At 29.9% G+C, this 22,511-nt stretch carries 22 protein-coding genes and 1 other annotated feature; of the genes, 7 read left to right on the top strand and 15 right to left on the bottom strand.

Annotated elements, in window-relative coordinates; genetic code table 11:
• Positions 1-113: 113 nt before the first annotated feature.
• The 4 genes from OW730_RS13155 (at position 114) to OW730_RS13140 (ending at position 3,908) form a co-directional block, all read left to right on the top strand.
• Positions 114-1,103, top strand: a complete 990-nt coding sequence (locus tag OW730_RS13155; RefSeq protein ID WP_271229471.1) for a methionine ABC transporter ATP-binding protein — start codon at positions 114-116, stop codon at positions 1,101-1,103.
• On the top strand, positions 1,103-1,750 hold the full coding sequence (locus OW730_RS13150) for a methionine ABC transporter permease (RefSeq protein WP_271229470.1): 648 nt from the start codon (positions 1,103-1,105) through the stop codon (positions 1,748-1,750). The genes OW730_RS13155 and OW730_RS13150 overlap by 1 nt, the downstream gene beginning before the upstream one ends.
• A gap of 17 nt (positions 1,751-1,767) precedes the next feature.
• Entirely contained in the window at positions 1,768-2,583 is an 816-nt protein-coding gene (locus tag OW730_RS13145) for a MetQ/NlpA family ABC transporter substrate-binding protein (RefSeq protein ID WP_271229469.1), read from the top strand.
• A 185-nt stretch (positions 2,584-2,768) separates the two neighbouring features.
• Complete coding sequence (locus OW730_RS13140; protein WP_271229468.1) at positions 2,769-3,908, top strand: GerAB/ArcD/ProY family transporter; 1,140 nt, start codon at positions 2,769-2,771, stop codon at positions 3,906-3,908.
• Between the two features lie 25 nt (positions 3,909-3,933).
• On the opposite strand, the gene OW730_RS13135 is transcribed toward OW730_RS13140, so the two are convergent.
• From OW730_RS13135 to OW730_RS13115, 5 genes are all read right to left on the bottom strand, one after another.
• Positions 3,934-5,457 (bottom strand): aminotransferase-like domain-containing protein, encoded by a 1,524-nt coding sequence (locus OW730_RS13135; RefSeq protein ID WP_271229467.1) that lies wholly within the window; start codon positions 5,455-5,457, stop codon positions 3,934-3,936.
• Between the two features lie 24 nt (positions 5,458-5,481).
• Positions 5,482-6,453, bottom strand: a complete 972-nt coding sequence (locus tag OW730_RS13130; protein WP_271229466.1) for a D-alanine--D-alanine ligase — start codon at positions 6,451-6,453, stop codon at positions 5,482-5,484.
• A 151-nt stretch (positions 6,454-6,604) separates the two neighbouring features.
• Positions 6,605-7,615: an aspartate--ammonia ligase gene (gene asnA, locus OW730_RS13125; protein ID WP_271229465.1), complete on the bottom strand. Its 1,011-nt coding sequence runs from the start codon at positions 7,613-7,615 to the stop codon at positions 6,605-6,607.
• A 112-nt stretch (positions 7,616-7,727) separates the two neighbouring features.
• Positions 7,728-7,967: a binding site (T-box leader), on the bottom strand.
• 118 nt (positions 7,968-8,085) lie between these two features.
• Positions 8,086-8,520 carry a hypothetical protein gene (locus OW730_RS13120; RefSeq protein WP_271229464.1) on the bottom strand — a complete coding sequence of 145 codons (435 nt, stop codon included), beginning with the start codon at positions 8,518-8,520 and terminating at the stop codon, positions 8,086-8,088.
• Between the two features lie 123 nt (positions 8,521-8,643).
• Positions 8,644-9,120, bottom strand: a complete 477-nt coding sequence (locus OW730_RS13115; RefSeq protein ID WP_271229463.1) for an NUDIX hydrolase — start codon at positions 9,118-9,120, stop codon at positions 8,644-8,646.
• Between the two features lie 115 nt (positions 9,121-9,235).
• Between OW730_RS13115 and OW730_RS13110 the strand changes: the two genes are divergently transcribed.
• Positions 9,236-9,697, top strand: a complete 462-nt coding sequence (locus OW730_RS13110) for a hypothetical protein (RefSeq protein WP_271229462.1) — start codon at positions 9,236-9,238, stop codon at positions 9,695-9,697.
• A gap of 112 nt (positions 9,698-9,809) precedes the next feature.
• Here OW730_RS13110 and OW730_RS13105 read toward each other — a convergent pair whose 3' ends face one another.
• Positions 9,810-10,436, bottom strand: coding sequence for a TrkA C-terminal domain-containing protein (locus OW730_RS13105; protein WP_271229461.1), 627 nt, complete (start codon positions 10,434-10,436; stop codon positions 9,810-9,812).
• A 379-nt stretch (positions 10,437-10,815) separates the two neighbouring features.
• Between OW730_RS13105 and OW730_RS13100 the strand changes: the two genes are divergently transcribed.
• Together OW730_RS13100 and OW730_RS13095 are read left to right on the top strand one after the other, a co-directional pair.
• On the top strand, positions 10,816-11,064 hold the full coding sequence (locus tag OW730_RS13100) for a hypothetical protein (protein ID WP_271229460.1): 249 nt from the start codon (positions 10,816-10,818) through the stop codon (positions 11,062-11,064).
• Positions 11,065-11,130: 66 nt separating this feature from the next.
• Entirely contained in the window at positions 11,131-11,325 is a 195-nt protein-coding gene (locus tag OW730_RS13095; RefSeq protein WP_271229459.1) for a hypothetical protein, read from the top strand.
• Between the two features lie 90 nt (positions 11,326-11,415).
• Here the strand turns inward: OW730_RS13095 and OW730_RS13090 are convergent, their stop codons facing one another.
• From OW730_RS13090 to pstC, 9 genes are all read right to left on the bottom strand, one after another.
• Positions 11,416-12,780: an MATE family efflux transporter gene (locus OW730_RS13090; RefSeq protein WP_271229458.1), complete on the bottom strand. Its 1,365-nt coding sequence runs from the start codon at positions 12,778-12,780 to the stop codon at positions 11,416-11,418.
• A gap of 206 nt (positions 12,781-12,986) precedes the next feature.
• Positions 12,987-14,471, bottom strand: a complete 1,485-nt coding sequence (gene spoIVA / locus OW730_RS13085; RefSeq protein ID WP_271229457.1) for a stage IV sporulation protein A — start codon at positions 14,469-14,471, stop codon at positions 12,987-12,989.
• Positions 14,472-14,811: 340 nt separating this feature from the next.
• On the bottom strand, positions 14,812-15,804 hold the full coding sequence (locus OW730_RS13080; protein WP_271229456.1) for an NAD(P)H-dependent glycerol-3-phosphate dehydrogenase: 993 nt from the start codon (positions 15,802-15,804) through the stop codon (positions 14,812-14,814).
• Positions 15,804-17,123, bottom strand: a complete 1,320-nt coding sequence (der, locus tag OW730_RS13075; protein ID WP_271229455.1) for a ribosome biogenesis GTPase Der — start codon at positions 17,121-17,123, stop codon at positions 15,804-15,806. The genes OW730_RS13080 and der overlap by 1 nt, the downstream gene beginning before the upstream one ends.
• A 1-nt stretch (position 17,124) precedes the next feature.
• Positions 17,125-18,459 (bottom strand): DUF512 domain-containing protein, encoded by a 1,335-nt coding sequence (locus OW730_RS13070; protein ID WP_271229454.1) that lies wholly within the window; start codon positions 18,457-18,459, stop codon positions 17,125-17,127.
• A 411-nt stretch (positions 18,460-18,870) separates the two neighbouring features.
• Positions 18,871-19,527 carry a phosphate signaling complex protein PhoU gene (gene phoU / locus OW730_RS13065; RefSeq protein ID WP_271229453.1) on the bottom strand — a complete coding sequence of 219 codons (657 nt, stop codon included), beginning with the start codon at positions 19,525-19,527 and terminating at the stop codon, positions 18,871-18,873.
• A gap of 417 nt (positions 19,528-19,944) precedes the next feature.
• Entirely contained in the window at positions 19,945-20,697 is a 753-nt protein-coding gene (gene pstB, locus OW730_RS13060) for a phosphate ABC transporter ATP-binding protein PstB (protein ID WP_271229566.1), read from the bottom strand.
• A 60-nt stretch (positions 20,698-20,757) separates the two neighbouring features.
• Positions 20,758-21,600, bottom strand: a complete 843-nt coding sequence (pstA, locus tag OW730_RS13055; RefSeq protein ID WP_271229452.1) for a phosphate ABC transporter permease PstA — start codon at positions 21,598-21,600, stop codon at positions 20,758-20,760.
• Positions 21,600-22,484 carry a phosphate ABC transporter permease subunit PstC gene (pstC, locus tag OW730_RS13050; RefSeq protein ID WP_271229451.1) on the bottom strand — a complete coding sequence of 295 codons (885 nt, stop codon included), beginning with the start codon at positions 22,482-22,484 and terminating at the stop codon, positions 21,600-21,602. Before pstC ends, pstA begins: the two co-directional genes overlap by 1 nt.
• Between the last annotated feature and the right edge of the window lie 27 nt (positions 22,485-22,511).

The following is a 22,511-nucleotide window of genomic DNA, read 5'->3' as shown; positions in this document are numbered from 1 at the left end:
TAAAATTTCCTTACGATTAAGATTATTTTTATACCTTATACCCTTTAACAAGTTAATTCATTAACTTATTAAATTATATATACATAATAATACCAGTGAAAGGAGATACAGTATTGATAAAAATAAATAATTTAGAAAAAACATTTAATCAGAAGTTCAAAACCTTTAAAGCTTTAGATAATATCAATCTGCAGTTAGAAAAAGGGAAAATTCACGGAATAATAGGCGAAAGTGGCGCTGGTAAATCAACACTTCTTCGTTGTATAAACCGATTAGAAACACCTACAAAGGGTACTATTGAAATCAATGGTACAAATATAATGTCATTATCTGATAAAGAACTTAGGAATTTCAGACAAAATATAGGTATGATTTTTCAAAACTTTAATTTATTAAGTACAAGAACTGTATATGATAATATAGCTTTCCCTTTAGAATTATCAAAAGTGCCTAAAGAAGAAATTCACACTAGAGTTATGGAACTCCTTGCTCTTGTTTCCTTATCTACCAAAGCTTCATCATATCCTGCTGAACTAAGTGGTGGACAGAAACAAAGGGTAGCTATAGCAAGAGCATTAGCAAATAATCCTGAATTTCTCTTATGTGATGAGGCAACATCAGCACTGGACCCAAAAACAACAAAACAAATTCTTGAACTTTTAAAGAGTATTAATAAAAAATTCAACATTACAATCATTCTTATTACTCATGAAATGGATGTTATAAAAGAAATCTGTAATACTGTTACTCATCTAATTGATGGAAAGTGTTTATATTCTGGAAGGTGCTCTGATTTCTTTATAGATTATGAGAAGAAAATTCATAAAGACTCATTAATTAATGAAAAGAAAGATATTATAGATAGTTGCCATGGAAAAGTTATATATTTAACCTATACTCATTCCTCAGCAAAAGCTCCTATAATATCAAGATTAAGCCGTTTGTTGAATATTGACGTAAATATTATTAATGGACAAATTGATAGTATTGGAGATATAGTTCTAGGAAATCTAGTTATAGAAATTGAAGACAACAATCTTATTTTAAATAAGACATTGGAGTTTTTAAAAGAATCATCAGTAGAAGCGGAGGTAATTAAATAATGAGATTATTAGATCTTTTATTGCCATCAACACTAGAAACCCTTTATATGGTATGTTTATCAATTCTCTTCACTATTCTTTTTGGCTTACCAATAGGGATTCTACTAGTAGTGACTGAAGAAAGAAACATAATGCCGAATAAATTTATAAATACAATTTTATCATGGATAGTAAACATAGGTCGCTCAGTACCTTTTGTTATTTTAATGATTGCTGTTACTCCTTTTACAAGATTCATAGTAGGTACTTCTATAGGTACTAATGCAGCTATTGTTCCTCTTATTTTTGCTTCTATACCTTTTTTTGCAAGAATCGTTGAATCCTCATTAAAAGAGTTATCTCCTGGAATAATTGAAGCTGCTCATGCAATGGGAACTCCTCCTAAGCTTATTATTTTAAAAGTCATGCTTCCTGAGTCATTATCTCAATTGATTTTAGGAACTACCATAACAGTAATAGCTCAGATTGGTTATTCTGCAATGGCTGGAATAATTGGAGGTGGCGGTCTTGGAGATCTTGCAATTCGCTTTGGTTATCAGCGATCACAAAATGATGTATTATTTGCTTCAGTAATAGTGCTTATATGCCTTGTTATGTTAATACAATTTTTAGGTAATAAATTATCTAATTATTATAATAAAAAATAATCAAAGGAGATGTTAAAATGAAAAAATATACTAAAATTCTATTTACTTTATTTGCTTTACTTTCAATTTTTACTCTATCTTCATGTGGTGCTTCAAAAAAGACAGCTGAAAAAAATGTTTTAAAAATTGGTGCTACACCAGTTCCTCATGCAGAAATTTTAAACTATGTTAAGCCTATCCTTGAGAAGGATGGTATTACATTACAAATCATTGAGTTCAATGATTATATTAAACCTAATGAGGCATTATATGATGAAGAAATTCTTGCAAACTTCTTTCAACACACACCATATATGAATTCTTTTGCAAAAGATAAAGGCTATGACCTGGTAAGTGCAGGAAGCATTCATGTTGAACCTTTAGGTGTTTACTCAAAAAATATAACTGATATAAAAGATATTCCAGATGGAGCAGCCGTAACATTACCAAATGATCCAACTAACCATGGAAGAGCTCTAATTCTTCTACATAATAATGGAATAATAACTTTAAAGGATCCAACAAACTTGTCATCCTATTATAAAAATGACATCGCTGAGAACCCACATAACTTAGAGTTTACTGAGATTGAAGCAGCTATGCTTCCACGAACTCTAAATGATGTAGCTCTAGCCGTAATAAATACAAATTACGCCCTTGATGCCGATTTAAATCCTACAGAGGATGCACTATTAATTGAAGGAAAAGAATCACCTTATGCTAATATTATTACCGTACTTGAAAAAAACAAGAATAATGAAATGATCAAAAAACTTACTGAAACTTTACAGAGCGATGAAATCAAGAAATTTATTGAGGAAAAATATAAAGGAGCAATAATTCCTGCTTTCTAATATAGCTTAATTTCGTAATCTTTGTTGATATATGAATTGTCACCATTAATATGTACTAATCAATGGTGACAATCTTTATTTTGAGAATATATATAATTAAACTCATATTTCTCTGTTTTAAGCACAAAATATGTATTAATAGATAAATGTGTAAATTATGCATAAATTATGAGGACTTAAAATTCATGAAACCTAAATTAAACTTATATCAATTATTTATCTTAATGGTTTTACTCCCATATGGTACAGCAATTCTTTTTTACTTAGGAGCTGAAGCCAAACAAGATGCATGGATAGCTATGCTAATATACTCCCTAGGGGGAATAATACTTCAATTAATTTATACTACTTTATTTTATAAGTATCCAAAAGACACGTTAGTAACTTATCTACCTAAAATATATGGCAAAGTGTTAGGAAGTATATTAAGTGTTATATATATTTCTTATTTCACCTACATCGGGTCACGAAATATTAGAGATTTTTTAGAGATTATAAAAATTACTCAGTTAAGTCTAACTCCAATGATTTATACAGGAATTATATTTACTTTAATAGTAATATATAGCGTAAACAATGGACTAAAAACTATAGCTAGTACTGCACAATTCTTCTTTATAATTATAATTTTTGTACCTTTTTTGGTATGGGGACTTTTACTTTTGATGGAGAATGTTTTAAATCCATCTAATCTTAGACCTGTATTACAAGATGGTATTATTAGTATAATAAAAAAAGGATGGCCACTTATAACATTTCCTTATGGTGAAACAATATTATTTACAATGATTTATCCTTATGTTTCAAAACCAGAAAAAGTACGAAAAGTAGCTATACTATCTATTATTTTTGAAGGTATTATCTTGTCCTTAAGTACTATCCTGTTGATAATTACATTAGGCGTTCCTCAAGCACTTAATGCCCTTTGTCCATTTTTTGACGTTGTTCAACGAATAGACTTAGTTGAGTTTTTAACACGATTAGATGTATTATTTGTGATTTTATTAATGATTGGAGGCTTTTTCAAAGTTAGTCTATTTATGTACGTTTCAGTCATGGGAATACTTCAAATAATATCAATTAAGGATTTTGAATACAAAAAAATAAAACTTAAAAATACAGAAATAGTCTCGTTTTTTATAGGAATTATAATGTTATTCTTAGCACTTATCATGGCAAAAAACTATCTTCACCATTTGGATATTGGATTAGATTTTGTAATTAAATATATTCATCTACCCTTGCAAATCGTAATTCCAATATTAACTTTATTAATATGTTTCCTTAAGACTGGACACAAAACAAACCAAGGAAGTAAAACATAATATAAATTAACTCACAAAAAAACTCCTATTTTAAGGAATCTTTTTGTGAGTTATTATTAAGCATTTCTTCAATTTCTTCCCCTATAATTTTTATTCCCTTTTTAATTTCACTATTCTTCAATTTTGAAAACCCTAACCTTAATCCATTCTCTATTTTAACTTTATTTGAACTTATCCCATTACTCTGGATATTAGAAACACTAAAAACATCACCACATGTAAAAATAACGCCCCTCTTTATGCACCTTTCTAGCAATGTCCTTACTTTTATTTTTTCATTAAGTATCACATACATATATAATCCCCCATCCCCCCAAAGATACTCATACTTAATTTCCTCTTCCACCATTTCTTTCATAAGCTCATATTTTTGTTTATACCTTCTTCTTATTCTCTTTATAAACTGTGGAAATTGTTCACTCTTTAAATACTCATATAAAATTCCTTGATCAATAAAGGAGGTATGGATATTCATCGCCCTTTTTATACTCTCAAGAACATCAATTAATTCTTTATCTGCAAAAATCCACCCTATTCTCATGCCTGGAAAAAGAATCTTTGAAAAGCTTCCTATATTAATAACGTTATTATTACTTCCTCCAATAGCAGTAATTGATTTTATATGATCACCACTATAATTTAATTCTTCTGCAAACCAATCTTCTATAATAGGAATATTCTTTTCAGATAAAATTGAATAAATTTCTTCTCTCTTCTCATAACTCATAACAAGTCCTGTTGGATTATGATATGAAGGTATTAAAAATACAGCCTTTACATCATTATTATTTATTATTTTTTTAAGTTCATTAGTGTCTATACCCTCTCTACTTTTTATATCCACTCCAATTATTTGAATATCTCTCATCTTCATTATCTTTATGGCTGTGTTATGTGTAGGATTCTCACATATCACCTTATCTCCACTTTCACAAATCGCAGATAGTGCCAAATTTAATCCTTCAGTAAAGCCATTAGTTATAAGTATATCTTTACCTTCAATATTAACACCCTTATCTTTAATATACTCTAACAGCCACTCTGTTAAAGGCTTATACCCTTTTGCATATCCATAATTCAATAAATTACTTCCCTCAATGGATAATCTGTTGTAAAAGGCTCTTTTAAACCCCTCAATATCAAATGTATCACCATCAGGAGCAATTGATTTAAATGATATCATTCCTTTTTTATACTGAGCATCCCATTTCATAATATCTAAATCTACTGCTCTTTTCGCATAGTTATTAATGCTACTTTCCCAATTAATACTTACACTTTGGGGTGATTTTTTTTCATTATCTCGCTTTATCTTTAATTGATTAATGAAGGTTCCTTTTCCTTTAATGGTATAAATATATTCTTCCATCTCTAAAAGTTCATAACTTTTCATAACAGTGCTTCTACCTATTTTTAATTCTTCACTCAATTCCCTTGTTGATGGCAGCTTACCACCATATGTTAAACTACCATTCTCTATCATGTTCTTAATATAATCTGCTAATTGAATATATTTTTTTTTATTCTCATTAAATTGAATAAAAAACATCTTTATCCTCCTAAAATTCTATTATTACCTTCTAAACCTTTTATTAAGAGAAACTACTATAATCTCATCTAAAAGTTCTTCATATGATATTCCTACTTCTTTTGCGCTAATAGGAAATAAGCTCTTTTCAGTTAATCCAGGTAAGGTATTTATTTCCAAAACATACACATCATCTTTTTTAATGATTACATCTATTCTACCATAAACATCTAGTTTAAACTTCTCCCAGCACTTTTTTGAAATATTTTTAATTTTCTTCTCTAACTGCTCAGGTAATTTTATAACATGTTCTATTGTTTTGTCGCTTTTATATTTACTTGTATAATCAAACCACTTATGTTCAGGTTGAATTTTAACAATAGGAAGTACTTTACCCTCTAGAATTGAAACTGTTAATTCATCTCCCTGAATAAATTCTTCAATAATTATATTCTTATCATAAGTTAATGCCTTACAAATCCCCTCATTCAACTCACTATAATCATTTATGATACTAATCCCTAAACTTGATCCACCAGAAGCAGGCTTAATTACTAATGGAGCTTTAATTTGAGCTTTTTCTAATCTGATCATTATTCTAGTGAAGTAATCTATACCTATTGTCAACTCATTATTTTCTTCCCTCTTCTCTGTTATTCCATTTACTTCTATCCACTTTGGAGTTAGTATACCTATATCATTCATAACATTTTTACATAACTGTTTATTCATACACAAAACACTCCCTAGCACACCTGTCCCAGTATAAGGTATACCCATAACCTCAAGTGCTCCTTGTATAGTCCCATCTTCACCAAATTCCCCATGAAGTGCAATAAAAGCTAAATCAATATCTCTTACCTTTTCAAAAACTTCATTTTTATTATTTAATATAATTTCTTCTATCACATACTTTTCTTTATTAATCTTTTTAATAATCTCTCTTCCAGTCATCAAAGAGACTTCTCTTTCACTTGATATTCCACCCATCAATATACCTACTCGTACTTTATTCACACTTTCACCTCTTTATTGATAATCATATAGTAACTTATAGTACTATTTTATTCTCCTTTTACTCCAAAAGAAATGTCCACATAATATAAAAAATCCACCTAAAGTGGATAGAGGGCTTACAAGACATATCTTGTAAACCCTCTATCTTTTATTATAGTAACTCTATTCCATGTTCAGTACATTTATCAATCATTTCTTGCGGCCATAAGGCTGCTTGTACCTCTCCAATATGCGCTTTATTTAAGAAATACATACATATTCTTGATTGACCAATTCCCCCACCAACAGTTAAGGGTAATTCATCTTCCAAAATCATCTTATGAAATGAAAATTTACTTCTATCTAAACAATCCCTTACTTCAAGCTGCTTCAATAAACTTTCTTTATCTACTCTAATACCCATTGATGATAACTCAAATGCTCTACCTAATACAGGATTCCAGAATAATATATCTCCATTTAAAGTCCAATCATCATAATCTGGTGAACGTCCATCATGTGATTCTCCTGACTTCAATTCTCCCCCAATTCCAATAATAAAAACAGCACCTTTTTCTTTACAAATTGCATCTTCTCTTTCTTTAGAACTTAATCCTTTATACATATCCTCTAGCTCTTGACTTGTAATGAATGTGATTTCTTCTGGCAACTCAAGCTCAAGCTCCCTGTATTCACTACATATATATTCACCTGTTTTCTTAAATACATCATATATATCTTTAACAATTTCTTTTAATTTTCCTAATGTACGCTCTTCTCTTGAAATTATTTTTTCCCAATCCCACTGATCTACATATAAGGAATGTAAGTTATCAAGTTCTTCATCTCTTCTTATTGCATTCATATCTGTGTATAATCCTGTCCCACTTTCAAATCCATATCTATATAATGCAAGTCTTTTCCACTTAGCTAAAGAATGAACTATTTCAGCTGATTGCCCTTCAATATCCTTTATATCAAAACTTACAGCTCTCTCAACCCCATTTAGGTTATCATTCAAACCCGTTTCTGGAAACACAAATAATGGTGCAGAAACTCTTGTAAGGTTTAATTTCTCAGCTAACATTCTTTCAAAATGATCCTTTATCTTCTTTATAGCGATTTCAGTTTCTCTAAGACTTAGTTTTGATTCGTATCCTTTTGGTAACATTAATTTACTCATAATATTATTCCTCCTCTGTAATTTTAAACTCTTTTTATTTTTTAATATGAAAATAAGCTTATTTTAAAAAATATAGTAAAAAATATAATAAAAAAACTCCCATCCTATAAATGTAAAGGACGAAAGTATTATCCGCGGTGCCACCTTAATTAGCAAAAGCTCTCTTTTCGGTACAGAAATTCCTCGATACCTATCTGATATAACGGTCAGCTCCCGTCATCACCTACTCTGATAAATCATTTCAGATTGAAACTCAAAGGTGTTCTTCCTTATAAACTCCATATCGATCTTCCACTATCACCGACTCGCTGTAATTTCTATTTATAAGTACTCTCCTTATCAACGTTTTATTACTTTACTTTGTTAAACTTTATGAATTTATTATATCTTGTTAATTTCATATTGTCAACATTTTTATTAAAAAAATTTATTTTTATGAATTATTTTATTTTTATCCCTTCATATTTTCTTTAATTCACATTCTTAAGATACTTTAAATATCCTGCTGTATAATCAATAGAACTAATTTTTTTTCTAATAATGTATATGTCATTACTATTCAACTGATTTCCTCTGCTCAATACATCTATTTGCAATTTATTTAAAATTGAGTTTATTCTTGCAATTATTAGCCATTCTGAATTTTCATCATAACCAATAACACAGAATTTAATTGGTAATTTGAAGAAAAGAAATTTCCTATTAAAACATAATATTCCATTTTTATTTTTGTATTTTTTACTATAGACTCGTACTTTTTCTTTTTTTAATTTTCTCACTTCTAATATTGAACTATTTTTAATTTTGAAGTTGATATTTAATCTTCTATTTATCTCCTTCAAATAATACTCATCAGTACTTTGAACAATATTCCATTTTCCCTTAATAAAATTTAAATCAAACATTTATTTCCTCCAAAAACACTCATTTTTCCCTATCTTCATAAGGAATGAAGGCTTGACTCCTTAAAAATGTTACTTATAATTATTATCTACATTTATTGATTCTTTAATCATATACATCAATATTTAATAAATTGTATAAGAATCAAGTTTTCCTTCAGTATTATATTCAAACTTTATTTCGAAATTACTTTGATCTTTTAATAATAGATTCAAAAAAATCAAATCCCCTTCCCAAGTTGGCATTTCTAAAACTTTATCTTTTTCTATCCATTCCAAATGTCCTTCTGGAGAATCAATCAACTCACCTGAAAATTCAGTGGCAGTATACAAAAATACATACCAATCAATATTGTCTTTAAACTTTGGAAATGTAAGTATTCCTCTTAATTTTGGATCTAATATTTTCAAACCACTTTCCTCTTCAACTTCTCTAATAATACATTCTACAGGCGATTCTCCTTGTTCTATCTTTCCTCCTAATCCAATCCATTTACCTTCATGAACATCATTTTCTTTTTTATTCCGTTTTAATAATAATATCTTTCCATCATGTTCAATGTAACATAAAGTTCCTAATTTCATTTTAATAGGATTATCCATCATTATACCTCTCTATCCATTTATATTCATTACATATCTATATTTCCTCTAATATTATTAATAATATATCATAAAATAATATAAATATCTAATCACTAATATAAGAGGAGTAAATATGAATAATTTAACAGAAATGAATATAACTCAAAGCTTAGAAAGTGCTTTAAGGTTTCTTAATTTGGGTATAGAATCATTTAAATCTCACTTAAAATTATTGCCTGCTGGACCATCTAAAGATATGTTTCTACATATAAAGTCTAAGATGATTAACTATTCTGAACAACTATCTACTAGATTGAGGTTACTCAATATAAACCCAAGTAGTAATACTGGTCTTTTAGGTGCTATTACACTCTTTAAAGATCAAAAGGATTTAGAGAGATTAGAGAATGAAACAGAAATATGTCTTTCAGCAGTCTACAACTTAAAATCAGTATATGAATCCTTAGATAAATTAATTAATACGTATGATTTAGATGGTGAATCCTATTTATTATTATACGAAGTTACAGAATCCTTAAAAAATGATTATAAGTATCTCAGAAGTGGATTATTTACTTTTTCAACTTTAACTTAATAATTTATGTAGTTATGTAATGAAACATATTATACTATTTTTACTGAAAAAGCCCATGCTTATGCATAGGCTTTTAAAAATTTTATTATGAATCTTCTATGTATATATTAAATTACTCAATATCATTAAAATACTTTTTTATTCTCTCAAGTACTCCTTCATCACCAACTACTAACAAAATATCTTTTGCTTTAAATTCCCAGTAAGGACCGGGTGATATATTAACTTTATCATCTCTTTTTATACCTAAAATGGTAGCACCAGTATTGTGCCAAAATCTGCATTCTCCAACACTTTTATCTATTATATTAGAATACTCAGGTATTTCAATTTCTACAGGGTCAATTAAATCTGCATTCTTAAATCTATATGAATAATCTATTATTTTTTGATTTAATTCGTTAATTTGTCTTTCTACTTCTTTTCTTTGTTGAAGTAGACTTTTAATATTACTCCTAATCATTCCAATGGTTTCTTTATCTTTAAACCCATTTATAAAGTCTAAAGCTTTTTCTTTTGACTTTACAATTACTCCACTCCCCTTATTTACCTCTACAACACCTGTATCATCAAGTATTTTCATTGCTTTTCGTATAGTCTCAGGTGAAACATTGTATTCACTGGCTAAAATTGATCGCCCTCTTAATTTTACACCTTCCTGTAAATCCCCTTTATGTATTCGCACCGCCACATCTACTGCAATTTTTACATATCTAGGCATTTCAATTCGTTGGCCCATGCACTACTCCTCCAAAACATTAAATTTTAAAAATATATTTTATTATATCATATTTAAAAAGTTTTTTTATTAAATATAAATAGAAAAACAGTGCTATGTAAACAGTAATAAATAAATTAATTAATTCATAAATCACATTTGAAAGCCACTTAACTATTACTAAATATGTCAAATATACAAATTTATAATATTGACTTTTGCAATTTTTATGCTTATGTGTTATAATAATAAAAGTAACAACTTTAAATTATAAAAAAATTGTTTCTGTAAATTACTAGTTATTGTTGTAGTTATTTATTATAATATCGAAAATTGATATTAATGATTCAAACTAACAATACTTTACATTAGCAAAGTATTACTGAAGGGGTTGAATATTATGAAAACTATTGTTAAACAAATAACTACTGATAAAAATTTTATATTAGTGGGAACAGGTTTTGCGGCTTACAAAACATCAAAACCTTCCACATTTATGGTAAATAGACTTCCTAGAGCAGACGAAGGAGTAATTCCTATGGTTGCAGTTTGTGATGAAAGTGGAAATATAAAATGGATGAAAACAAATGAAATAATGATAATTAGCATAGATGGAAATTCACCTTTAGATATTTTAAAGGATAATTAAGTTATACTATATTGATATTTTATAAATACCATATTCATACAAATACGTAAATAGGAGGTTCAAAAGATGAGTTCTACTGATTTTAAATTACAGCAGCAAGTTGAGATTTTAATTAATAAACCTAGAGTATCTTCTAAAAGTTTTAAAGGAAAAATAATTTACATTTCAAAAGATTTTATAACTGTTCAGAATAAAATGAGTATAAAAGAGAGTTTTAAATTTGTTGATTTTTCAATTGGTGACATTCAACTAAAACATTAATTTAATAAAAATTTAATCTTATATAAAAAAAGCCGTGAATTTTTCACGGCTTTTTTGCTTCCTGCGTATCATTATTTATACAAATTATCACTAATGTATAGTTGTCTCATGTAACCTTCTTATTTTTCTTAATTCAGCCATTATTAAAATACTTGTAATTAATGTTGATAGCAAGTCTGATAAAGGATATGTTATCCAGACAGCTAGTAATTTATTTTTCATTACTACTGGCAATATTAATAATAAAGGTATAAATATAATTACCTGCCTTAACATTGTAATTACAAAAGATGGCAACGCTTTACCGAGCGATTGGTATAATGAACCTCCCACTATCTGTATACCAACAATAGGTATCATAGATATTAAGATTCTAAGAACCATTGCAGCATCCCCTACTAGAGCCTTATTTTTGAAAAATACTCCTACAATCGGTTCCGCGAACAACTCACCAATAACAACACCTAATGACGCAATAACAATAGTAACAATTGTAGTAAGCTTAACTACTTCAAGTACCCTATCATATTTTTTTGCTCCATAATTAAATCCTGCAATTGGCTGCATCCCTTGAATAACACCAAATAGAGGCATAAATAAGAACATAGTAATTCTATTCACTGCACCATAAATACTCAATGCGTCTGAACCTCCAAATTCCTTTAACATGTTATTCACTAAAATTGCAATTCCACTAGCTAAGAAGTTTCTTAGAAATGATGAAAAACCAACAGTACAAATTTCAGAAATAATACCAAAATTAATTTTAAAATGTTTTTTCTTTAGCTTTATTGAGCTCTTTCCTTTAAGATAATATCTAAAAATGTATATTAAAGAAGCGAATTGGGATAATATTGTAGCATATGCTGCTCCTTTAATTCCCATATTAAAGACTCCAATAAAAATAGGATCTAATATTAAATTTAAACCAGTCCCTATTATCATTATCATCATTGAATCCATTGCATTTCCCTCAGCTCTTATAAGGTTGTTACATGCCATTACAAAGGGAAAATATAAGGTTCCAATTAAAATAATAGATGTATAATCTTTAGCATAACTCAATATGTCTGAAGTAGCACCAAAAGCATTCATTAAGGTGTTAATAAATATTAACCCAAACACACTAATTGTTATACTTACTGCTAGAATTGAAATAATAGCATTTCCAACAACGTGATCAGCCTTTTCAATTTCTTTTGCTCCTAAGCTTCTTGAAAGAAGTGATGCTGCACCTATACCAATCATTAAAGCAAATGCCATTATGACCATCTGTACAGGCATTGCAACTGTAAGGGCTCCCAGTGCTTCTTGTGAAACATATCTTCCAACGAAGAAAGCATCAACAACATTATACAAAGCATTAACAATCATTCCAACAGTGGCTGGTAAAGAAAGCTTTAATAAAACTTTGCTTATTTTTCCCTTTCCCAGCATTTCCGTTCTACTACTCATGTAAATCTACTCCTCCTGTTCAGCTATATTTATTAATGTCCATTTATTCTATATTTACTCATAAAATAAATATATTTCGATTCACTAATAGTTTTATTTGCAACTATATTGTAACAAAATCCCCTTTCTTTATCAACAAAAAATAATAAAAGAGCTTATTATTAGCTCTTTTATTAAAAAATATCATATAAATATTTTTTTATTTTTTATAGTATAATACAAATTAATCCACCATTACCCTCATTGATGATTTTCTCTAATGTCTTCTGGATTTTAAATTGTACATCTTCTGGCATCTTGAATAACTTCTTCTGAAGTCCTTCTTTAACCAAAACTTCTAATGATTTACCAAACATATTGCTTTTCCAAATTGTGTCTGGTTCATCATCTATCTTATCAAGCATAGATTTTAACATGTCTTCACTTTCTTTTTCACTTCCAATTAGAGGTGCAATTTCAGTTTGGATGTCAGCCTTAATCATATGCAATGATGGAGCACTAGCTTTTAACTTCACTCCGAATCTATTTCCTTGTCTATATTGCTCTGGATTTTCCAACTTCATTTCACATAATTGAGGTGGTACCATCCCATATCCTGTTTCCTCTGCACTCTTCAGTGCTTCTGCAACCTTATCATATTTCACCTTTGCTGTATGGAAGTCTTTGAATAGAGTGAACAGATCATAATCACATTTAATCTCATGTCCTGTCATATCTCCTAAAAGATTATAGAACAATCCTTTTTTAGGCTTAATATCTACAACTGCAGTACCTTCACCCATATTAATCTCATCTATCACAAACTCTTCCATTATGTCACTTTCCATTACATTAGCATTTTGTAGCTGGCTTCTAACATCTCTTACTTTTAAAATATCTCCTGCCATTCCCTTAACTACATTAACAAATTTCATCTTCATCCAATTGTCTGGTTCAAGCATATCAATCCATTCTGGCATATTTATGCTTATTTCTTTAATAGGGAATTCTTTTAATATTTTTTCAAATATGTCTTTTATCTGTACTTCGCCCATATTCATTACGTCCATTGCTTCAACAGGTATGTTATACATATCTTCCATTTCTCTTCTTAAATCTTGAGTTTCAGGTGAATCTGGCTCTCTACTGTTAAGTATAATTATGAATGGTTTGTTGATTGCCTTAAGTTCATTTACAACTCTCTCTTCAGCCTCAAGATACTCATCCCTATGAATACCAGTAACACTACCATCGGTAGTCATCAGTATTCCTATTGTAGAATGTTCATTAATCACCTTTTTAGTTCCAATTTCTGCCGCTTCCTCAAATGGTATCTCATAATCATACCATGGAGTGTGAACCATCTTAGGTTTGCTTCCTTCGAGATAACCAAGTGCATTTTTAACGATATAACCTACACAGTCAACCATTCTCACTTTCAATTTTATCTCGTTAGCTATTGAAATATCAATAGCCTCATTTGGCACGAACTTTGGCTCAGTAGTATGAATCATTTTCCCAGATGCGCTTTGAGGCAACTCATCTTTCGCTCTTTCAGCCTTATGAACATTTTGTATGTTTGGTATTACCATAAGATCCATGAATCTTTTAATAAATGTTGATTTCCCTGTTCTAACAGGCCCTACAACACCAACATAAATGTCACCTTGGGTTCTTTCAGCTATATCCTTATATATATCAAAGTTCTCCAAGATATACCCTCCTTTTTTATACATATTAACAATATATATATATTGAAGGTTTTTATCTTTTATACCAAGAAATTAAAAAAAGCACGCAATGCGTGCTAAAAAAACAAATTGATAATGTATAATGTATAATGGATAATGAAGGATGTTTCTGCATCCGCAGAAACTACAGCTTGTTGTTCTTTAGAAAGATAAGGTTTTACTCATTTTATCCAAGGATAAAATATTGTACTTATGAAACAAGTAAATCATAATTGTCCAAGGAACAATAAAATAAAGTTTCTCGGAGAGAAATCTCAATCATTCTCCATTATACATTATCAATTCTACATTCTCTTTTAAATTAAAATTCGCTTTTCTTTTCTCTTGTCATAAGTTCTTTAGTAGCTTCCTCAGGTTTTAATTCACCTTGAAGTACTCTATATAAACAATTCGTTATTGGCATACTTACATTCATCTTCTCACTAAGTTCATGAAATGCTCTACATGCCTTAATTCCTTCAACAACCATGCCAATTTCTTTACATGCTTCTTTTTCTGAATATCCTTTAGCAAGGAGAATACCAGCTCTTCTATTCCTACTATGCATACTAGTACAAGTAACAATCAAATCACCCATTCCAGTAAGTCCATAGAAAGTTTCCTGCTTTCCTCCTAATTTTTCCCCTGCACGAACAATTTCACTCATTCCTCTAGTCATCAATGCTGCTTTTGCATTATCTCCATATCCAATACCATCTAATACTCCAGCTGAGAAAGCTATTATATTTTTTACAGCTCCTCCAACTTCAACTCCGATAATATCATCATTAGTGTATACTCTTAAATTTGGTGTCATAAATTCATCTTGTACTGTAAGTGCAGCTTCTCTATTTTTCGAGGCTGCCACTAATGTTGTTGGCATTTTTAATGCAACCTCTTCAGCATGACTAGGTCCTGATAAAATAACAGGTATGCATTGAGGTATTTCTTCTTCAATAATCTGAGACATTCTTTTTAATGTACCTTGCTCTATTCCTTTTGCAACACTTGTAATTATAGTATTACTTGGAATGTGCTTACTCATCATTTTACATACATCTCTAACAGCATGTGATGGCACTGCAATAACAACCATTTCAGCTCCTTTAAGAGCTTCTTCAATCTTAAGTGTTGCCTTAACATTTTCAGGTAATACACAGTCTTTTAAATATAAGGAATTTTTACTACTTTTATTGATTTCCTCTACAACTTCTTCTTTTCTATCGTAAACAGTAATTTCATATCCTTTATCCCCTAATACCATTGAAAGTGCCGTACCGAAGCTGCCTCCACCTATAAAAGCTATTTTTTTCATTAACTATCTTTCCTTTCCCTAAATATCAGCTTAATTCCTGTTCCTTCAAAACCAAAAGCACTTCTTAATTGGTTTTCAAGATATCTTTTGTAAGAAAAGTGTAATAACTCTGGATTATTAACAAAAAATACAAACGTAGGTGGCTTAGATGCTACTTGTGTAACATAGTAAATTTTAAGTCTATTATTAGAAACAATTGGTGGTTCATTCATTAGAACTGCCTGTGAAACTACTTCATTAAGCACACCAGTTGAAATTCTTTTATTATAACTTTCATAACATTCCTTAACAACTTGCATTACTTTGTGTACTCTTTGCCCAGTTAAAGCTGAAATAAATAAGAACTTCACATATGGAGCAAACTTTAAATCTTGTTGAACGTCTTTCTTAAAGTTCTCAAAAGTCTTATTATCTTTCTCAATAAGATCCCATTTATTAACGATAACCATTAGAGCTTTGCTTTGATCATGAGCAAATCCAATAATCTTTTCATCTTGATCTGTTACGCCTTCTGTTGCATCAATCATTAAAACACATACATCAGCTTTTTCTATTGCAGCAAAACTTCTAATTACACTGTATCTTTCAATCTGCTCCTTAATTTTAGATTTTCTTCTTATACCAGCAGTATCAATTAATATAAACTGACCATCTTCTGTCTCAACATATGAATCAACTGAATCCCTTGTAGTACCAGGAATATTACTTACAATATTCCTTTCTTCCCCAATAAGTTTGTTTATCAATGATGATTTTCCTACGTTAGGTTTACCCATAAAAGCAACTCTTACGATGTTCTCATCTTCTTCTTCCTCTGCTATGTCATCAAAATGAGCTACAACCTCATCAAGCATATCTCCAAGTCCAAGTCCTTGTGTAGCCGAAATAGGCATTGGAGTTCCTAAGCCTAAATTGTAAAACTCATAAAGGTTTGCTTCTTCTGATCTTTTTTCTAGCTTATTAACAACAAGAACAACTGGCTTACCAGATTTTCTAAGCATCATAGCTACTTCATTATCAGCATCAGTCATTCCTAATTTACCATCAACTACAAACATTATTACATCACAAGTTTCTATAGCTATAAGTGCTTGCCTTCTCATTTGAGCTAAAATTACATCATTTGCTTTTGGTTCTATACCACCAGTATCTATTAAAGTAAATTCATGCTGTAACCAATCAGCTTTAGCATATATTCTATCTCTAGTTACTCCTGGTTTATCATCAACTATAGATATTCTTTCACCTGCTAATCTATTAAATAAAGTAGATTTACCAACATTAGGTCTTCCTACAACTGCCACAAATTTTCTACCCATATTATCGCTCCTTCATTACCTTATTCATTTGGTGAATTAAATCTTCACCAGTATAATCAACTACTAATACTTTTCTTCCAAGTTCTTCTTCAATTCTTTCTACTGTATAATCATCAAGAAGCAACTTATCTACGCCTTCACCAAGCTCATACCCACGTTTTATAACATTATCAGGAAGTATAATAAATTCCCCTAACTCTTTCTCTTTAAGCTGTCTAACAATATCTTGCCCAGTTAACAATCCTGTAACTGTTATTGTTTCACCAAAGAACTCATTTGTGATCATCTCCACTCTAATATCAAGAGCCCTATTCTTACTCATCATTAGTTCAGAAGCTCTTTTAATTTCCTTATATGCAGATGCACCTGTTACAAAGGTAAACACACCACGCTTTTCTTTTGAAAGCTCTTTCAGGTTGTTTTCAATGTTATTTCTAAACATTCTTAACATCCCTATTCCATCTTCCAATTGAGCGAATTCCGTATAAAACTCACTTTCTGGTATTTCCTCATTAGCCATAACATAAAACTCATCAGCGAGTCTCACAAAAGGGCTACCCACTTCCTTATAAAACTTATCTTGTAACTTATTTAAATCTTTTATCTGCTTCAGAGCAGTTTCCTTATTATATATTTCAATGTCAGGCAAGTTTTCTCTATGCTTAGTTATACCAATAGGTACAACAGCTACATCTTGAACCATAGGATAAAGTTTATAAAGATCATTCACTGTTCGTTCTAATTCTTTTCCATCATTAATTCCAGGACACAAAACAATTTGGCATCCCATTATTATTCCGGCTTCTGCCATCCTCTCCATTCTTTCATACAGTTTTCCAGCATTTTTATTATTGAGCATTTTAACTCTCAGTTCTGGATTTGTAGTATGCACTGAAATATTTATTGGACTTATTTTATACTTAATAATCCTATCTATTTCTTCGTCATTCATATTTGTAAGTGTTATGAAATTTCCCTGTAAAAATGATAATCTTGAATCATCATCCTTAAAGTACAAAGTTTCTCTCATTCCCTTTGGAAGCTGGTCAATAAAACAAAATAAACATTTATTTTTGCAACTTCTCGCTATATCTAGAATTCCTTCTTCGAATTCTAATCCTAATTTTTCTTCATAATCTTTTTCAATATCAATTTCCCATATTTCCCCATTTTCTTTTTCAACTTCAATTTCTAAATAGTCGTCAGCAATAAGGAATCTATAATCAATAATATCTTTTATTTCGTTTCCATTTATAGAAAGTAGTTTGTCTCCACATTCAATACCTACTTCCTCTGCTATACTATCTATTTTAACTTTTGCAATGATGTTAATCATATTTCCTCCAATAATCACTATGTTAGTATTTCTGAAAAACTTATATGCCAAACAACACAAACATGTGAATGATAAAAGATAATACCTATCCTTTGTAATAATACAACAAAGCACATATTTAGTCAATGAAATATGTACCAGAATGACTATATTATACGATTTACATAATATTTTATTATTTTATTTAACATTAATTAATTATAAGGGTCAACACAATATATTTTTCACTACATATATTAATGTTTCCATTAGGAAGTATACCTATACTTTTGCTTCTTAAAGGCATTTTTGATATTACATTTTAAAATCATTTATCTAATCTTTACCGTAAATTCAAATATAATAAAAAGATAAGCATTAAATTCACTTATCTTTCTATATACTTATTTATGATTTTCTTTAATAAACACTCTATTGATTTAAATCTACATGTTCTCCTGTTACAGTATAATAAGTCCATTCACAAATATTTGTAATATGATCAGCTATTCTTTCTAAATGTCTACACACAAATAAAAATTGACTTGATTGAGTTATCATAGCAGGCTTCTCCATCATTTTCATCAATAACTCAGCGAAGATTTGATCATTTAAACTATCTATTTCATCATCAATTTTACATGTTTTTTTAGCCATATGAATATCTTTTTTGAAATAGGCCTCTAAAGCATCCTTTAACATACCATCAATTATCCCGGCCATTCTTGGAATATCAATAAGCTTCTTAATATACTCTTGATCCTTTAACCTTATTGTAATTTTTGCAATGTCAACACTTAAATCAGCAATTCTTTCAAGATCTGTTACAACCTTAGTGACTGTGAAAATATCTCTCAAATCACTTGCCATGGGCTGCTGACGAGCTACCAAGATTATAGCTTTTTCTTCAATATCTATCTCATATTTATCTGCTATATCGTCATTCTCTATCACTTTTTGTGCGAGCTCAATATCTTTATTCTTTAAAGCTTCAATTGATTGACTTACCATTGTTGCAACAAAACTTCCCATCTCATCAATATCCTTATGAAGCTCTTTTATGTTATTCTTAAATATATTCCTTACCATTAATAATCACCTTCTCTCAGATTTTACATAAACATTTGATACTCTTCTTCGTTAACTTGTTATTGCATAATAAGAAACTATTGTGCTTTAGAAAAGCGAATTGAAAGTGGAAAATTGAAAGTTGAAAACGTAGGATATTTCTCTTCGAGAAATTTTAATCATATTGTTCTTCGAAAAAGAATAGTTTACTCGTTTCATCGTGATGAAACCTTGTATTCTAAATTACAATATTTTATCTAAAGATAAAATGAGCAAACCCCTCTTGTTCTTAAGAACAATAAAATGTAGTTTTGCGGAGCAAAACCTCCATCGTTTTCCACTTTCCATTTTCAATTTCCAAGTTATCTTTTACTTCGCAATATTTCTCTATTATGCCTCACCTGTAAAGTAACTCAATCAATTGAATGTATACAGTCTTTATCCAAATCTTCCTGTAATATAATCTTCTGTTCTCTTATCTCTTGGGTTAGTGAATATGTCATCAGTATTATTAAATTCAATAACTTCCCCAGTTAAGAAAAAGGCTGTATAATCTGATATTCTTGCTGCTTGCTGCATATTATGTGTAACAATAACTACAGTGTACTTTTTCTTTATTTCTTGTATAAGCTCCTCAACTTTTGCCGTTGAAATTGGGTCTAGAGCTGATGTTGGCTCATCCATAAGGATAATTTCTGGTTCAATTGCTAAAGTTCTAGCTATACATAATCTCTGCTGTTGTCCTCCTGAAAGTCCCATAGCGCTTTTGTCTAATCTATCTTTAACTTCATCCCATAAAGCTGCACCTTTAAGACTTTTTTCAACAATTTCATCTAGTTTTTTCTTATCTCTAATTCCATGTAACTTTGGACCATATGTTATATTATTATAAATTGAAGTTGGAAATGGATTAGGCTTTTGAAATACCATACCTATCCTTTTTCTTAATTCAGTCACATCGTAATTACCTGAATACATATTCTTATCTTCAAACATAACTTCACCTTTAACAGTTACATTATCAATAAGATCGTTCATTCTATTTAAACATCTTAAAAATGTAGATTTACCACATCCTGATGGTCCAATAAGAGCAGTTACTGCTTTTTCTTTAATATTCATGTTTATATCTTTAATTGCATGATTTTTCCCGTAATATAAGTTTAAATCCTTTACTTTTAAAATATCCATCATTTCATCACCTTCAAATTCAAATTATGGTCTTTTTTCTCATCAATATGAAATTTAAAATTATCTATGTTTCATCATTCTACGTCCTATAAGTCTAGCTGACATATTAAATATAAATACCATTACAACTAACAATGCTGCAGCTCCAGCTGCTATCCTTGCTGCATCTGGAACAGTCCCTTCAGAGTTTAATTTAAAAATATGCACAGCTAATGTTTCAGCCGGTCTCATCACATTAAATAATCCTTTATTATTCGAACTCATTCCTGAAGTATACAGTAACGCTGCTGCTTCTCCAAAAATTCTTCCTGCAGTAATAATAATACCTGTTAGAATACCAGGAAAAGCAGTTGGAATAATCATCTTCCAAATTGTTTGCCACTTTGTAGCACCTAATGCCATTGATGATTCTTTTACCTGTAAAGCTGCTTCTGTTAAAGCATTCTCACTTACTCTTGCTAAGGCAGGTAAATTTAATAAAGTCAATGCTAATGCACCACCTAAAAGTGTAAATCCCCATCCAGAAATATTTACAAATACTAAAAATCCAAACAATCCAACAACAATTGATGGTAATGATGCTATTGTTTCAATACTCAATCTTAATATTCTAACAAAAGGACCTTCTTTAGCATACTGTGATAGAAAAACACCTGCTCCTATCCCAATTGGAACAGATATTGCTAATGTTATTATCAACATGTAAAAAGAATTGAACAATTGAGGTCCAACACCGCCACCTTCTTGACCATATTTAGGTTTCCCGAATAAAAAGTTAAAGTCTAAAAAGTGTTTACCTTCATTCAAAATATATAAAACGAATGCTATAAGTAATAATACAACTCCTAATGATATTCCATACAATATTGAAGTCCATATTTTATCCTTAAATTTTCTATCCATTATGCTTCACCTCTTTTGCTAATTGCCTTAATAATCAATATAAATATACAAGAAACTACCAATAACACTAAGCCTAAAGCCCATAGAGCATCATTCCAAACAGTTCCCTCGAATGTATTTGCCATATCCATGGTTATTGCACCTGTCAGTGTGGCCATTGGCTTTAATATATTGAAAGGAAGTCTAACAGTATTACCGATTACCATTGTTACAGCAAGTGCCTCTCCAAAAGCTCTAGCAAGTCCTAAAACAACCCCAGTCATTATTCCGTTTTTACTAGCAGGAATCGCTACTTTACTTATAGTTTCCCATCTAGTTGCTCCTAAAGCATATGAAGCACTAGTATATGAACTTGGAACTCCTTTTAAGGCATCATAAGCCAGTGAACTTATTGTAGGCAAGATCATTATTGAAAGAACTATTATTCCTGCCAACATGCTAAAACCAATTCCACCGAAAACCCCTTTTATTAGAGGTACAATTACTGTTATCCCAATCCATCCATAAACTACAGATGGAATTCCTACAAATAATTCTAAGGCTGGCTGTAGTACTGTTTTACCTAATTTAGGAGAAATATATCTCATAAATACTGCAACACCAATACTTATTGGAGTACTAATAAGTACAGCTCCAAAGGATACTAATGTGGAACCTAAAATAAAAGCAAGGGCACCTAATTGCGGTATATCCCCTTCTGGATTCCATTTACTACTAAACAGAAGATCAAAAACTGAATAACCATGTTTAGTAAATACATTTATTCCCTTCATTCCTAAGAATAAAATTATACTCACTGTTAGTGCAATGATTAACGCCCCACAAGAATATGCTATTACGCTTCCAATTCCATCTTTCATAAATTTCTTTATATTAATCTTCATAACTTGATCGCCTCTTATCTAAATTAT

The organism is Oceanirhabdus sp. W0125-5 (assembly GCF_027938815.1).
Lineage (GTDB): Bacteria > Bacillota > Clostridia > Clostridiales > Clostridiaceae > Oceanirhabdus.
This window is presented reverse-complemented; position numbering and strand designations above follow the sequence as displayed.

Bases quoted from the DNA above. Each gene is read 5' to 3' on its own strand.
- OW730_RS13070 (WP_271229454.1), bottom strand. From the start codon at position 18,459: ATGATTAACATCATTGCAAAAGTTAAAATAGATAGTATAGCAGAGGAA.
- asnA (WP_271229465.1), bottom strand. From the start codon at position 7,615: ATGAGTAAATTAATGTTACCAAAAGGATACGAATCAAAACTAAGTCTT.
- OW730_RS13080 (WP_271229456.1), bottom strand. From the start codon at position 15,804: ATGAAAAAAATAGCTTTTATAGGTGGAGGCAGCTTCGGTACGGCACTT.
- OW730_RS13145 (WP_271229469.1), top strand. From the start codon at position 1,768: ATGAAAAAATATACTAAAATTCTATTTACTTTATTTGCTTTACTTTCA.
- OW730_RS13105 (WP_271229461.1), bottom strand. From the start codon at position 10,436: ATGGGCCAACGAATTGAAATGCCTAGATATGTAAAAATTGCAGTAGAT.
- OW730_RS13100 (WP_271229460.1), top strand. From the start codon at position 10,816: ATGAAAACTATTGTTAAACAAATAACTACTGATAAAAATTTTATATTA.
- OW730_RS13140 (WP_271229468.1), top strand. From the start codon at position 2,769: ATGAAACCTAAATTAAACTTATATCAATTATTTATCTTAATGGTTTTA.
- OW730_RS13135 (WP_271229467.1), bottom strand. From the start codon at position 5,457: ATGTTTTTTATTCAATTTAATGAGAATAAAAAAAAATATATTCAATTA.
- OW730_RS13150 (WP_271229470.1), top strand. From the start codon at position 1,103: ATGAGATTATTAGATCTTTTATTGCCATCAACACTAGAAACCCTTTAT.
- OW730_RS13110 (WP_271229462.1), top strand. From the start codon at position 9,236: ATGAATAATTTAACAGAAATGAATATAACTCAAAGCTTAGAAAGTGCT.
- phoU (WP_271229453.1), bottom strand. From the start codon at position 19,527: ATGGTAAGGAATATATTTAAGAATAACATAAAAGAGCTTCATAAGGAT.
- OW730_RS13095 (WP_271229459.1), top strand. From the start codon at position 11,131: ATGAGTTCTACTGATTTTAAATTACAGCAGCAAGTTGAGATTTTAATT.
- pstC (WP_271229451.1), bottom strand. From the start codon at position 22,484: ATGAAGATTAATATAAAGAAATTTATGAAAGATGGAATTGGAAGCGTA.
- der (WP_271229455.1), bottom strand. From the start codon at position 17,123: ATGGGTAGAAAATTTGTGGCAGTTGTAGGAAGACCTAATGTTGGTAAA.
- pstB (WP_271229566.1), bottom strand. From the start codon at position 20,697: ATGGATATTTTAAAAGTAAAGGATTTAAACTTATATTACGGGAAAAAT.
- OW730_RS13115 (WP_271229463.1), bottom strand. From the start codon at position 9,120: ATGGATAATCCTATTAAAATGAAATTAGGAACTTTATGTTACATTGAA.
- OW730_RS13090 (WP_271229458.1), bottom strand. From the start codon at position 12,780: ATGAGTAGTAGAACGGAAATGCTGGGAAAGGGAAAAATAAGCAAAGTT.
- pstA (WP_271229452.1), bottom strand. From the start codon at position 21,600: ATGGATAGAAAATTTAAGGATAAAATATGGACTTCAATATTGTATGGA.
- OW730_RS13120 (WP_271229464.1), bottom strand. From the start codon at position 8,520: ATGTTTGATTTAAATTTTATTAAGGGAAAATGGAATATTGTTCAAAGT.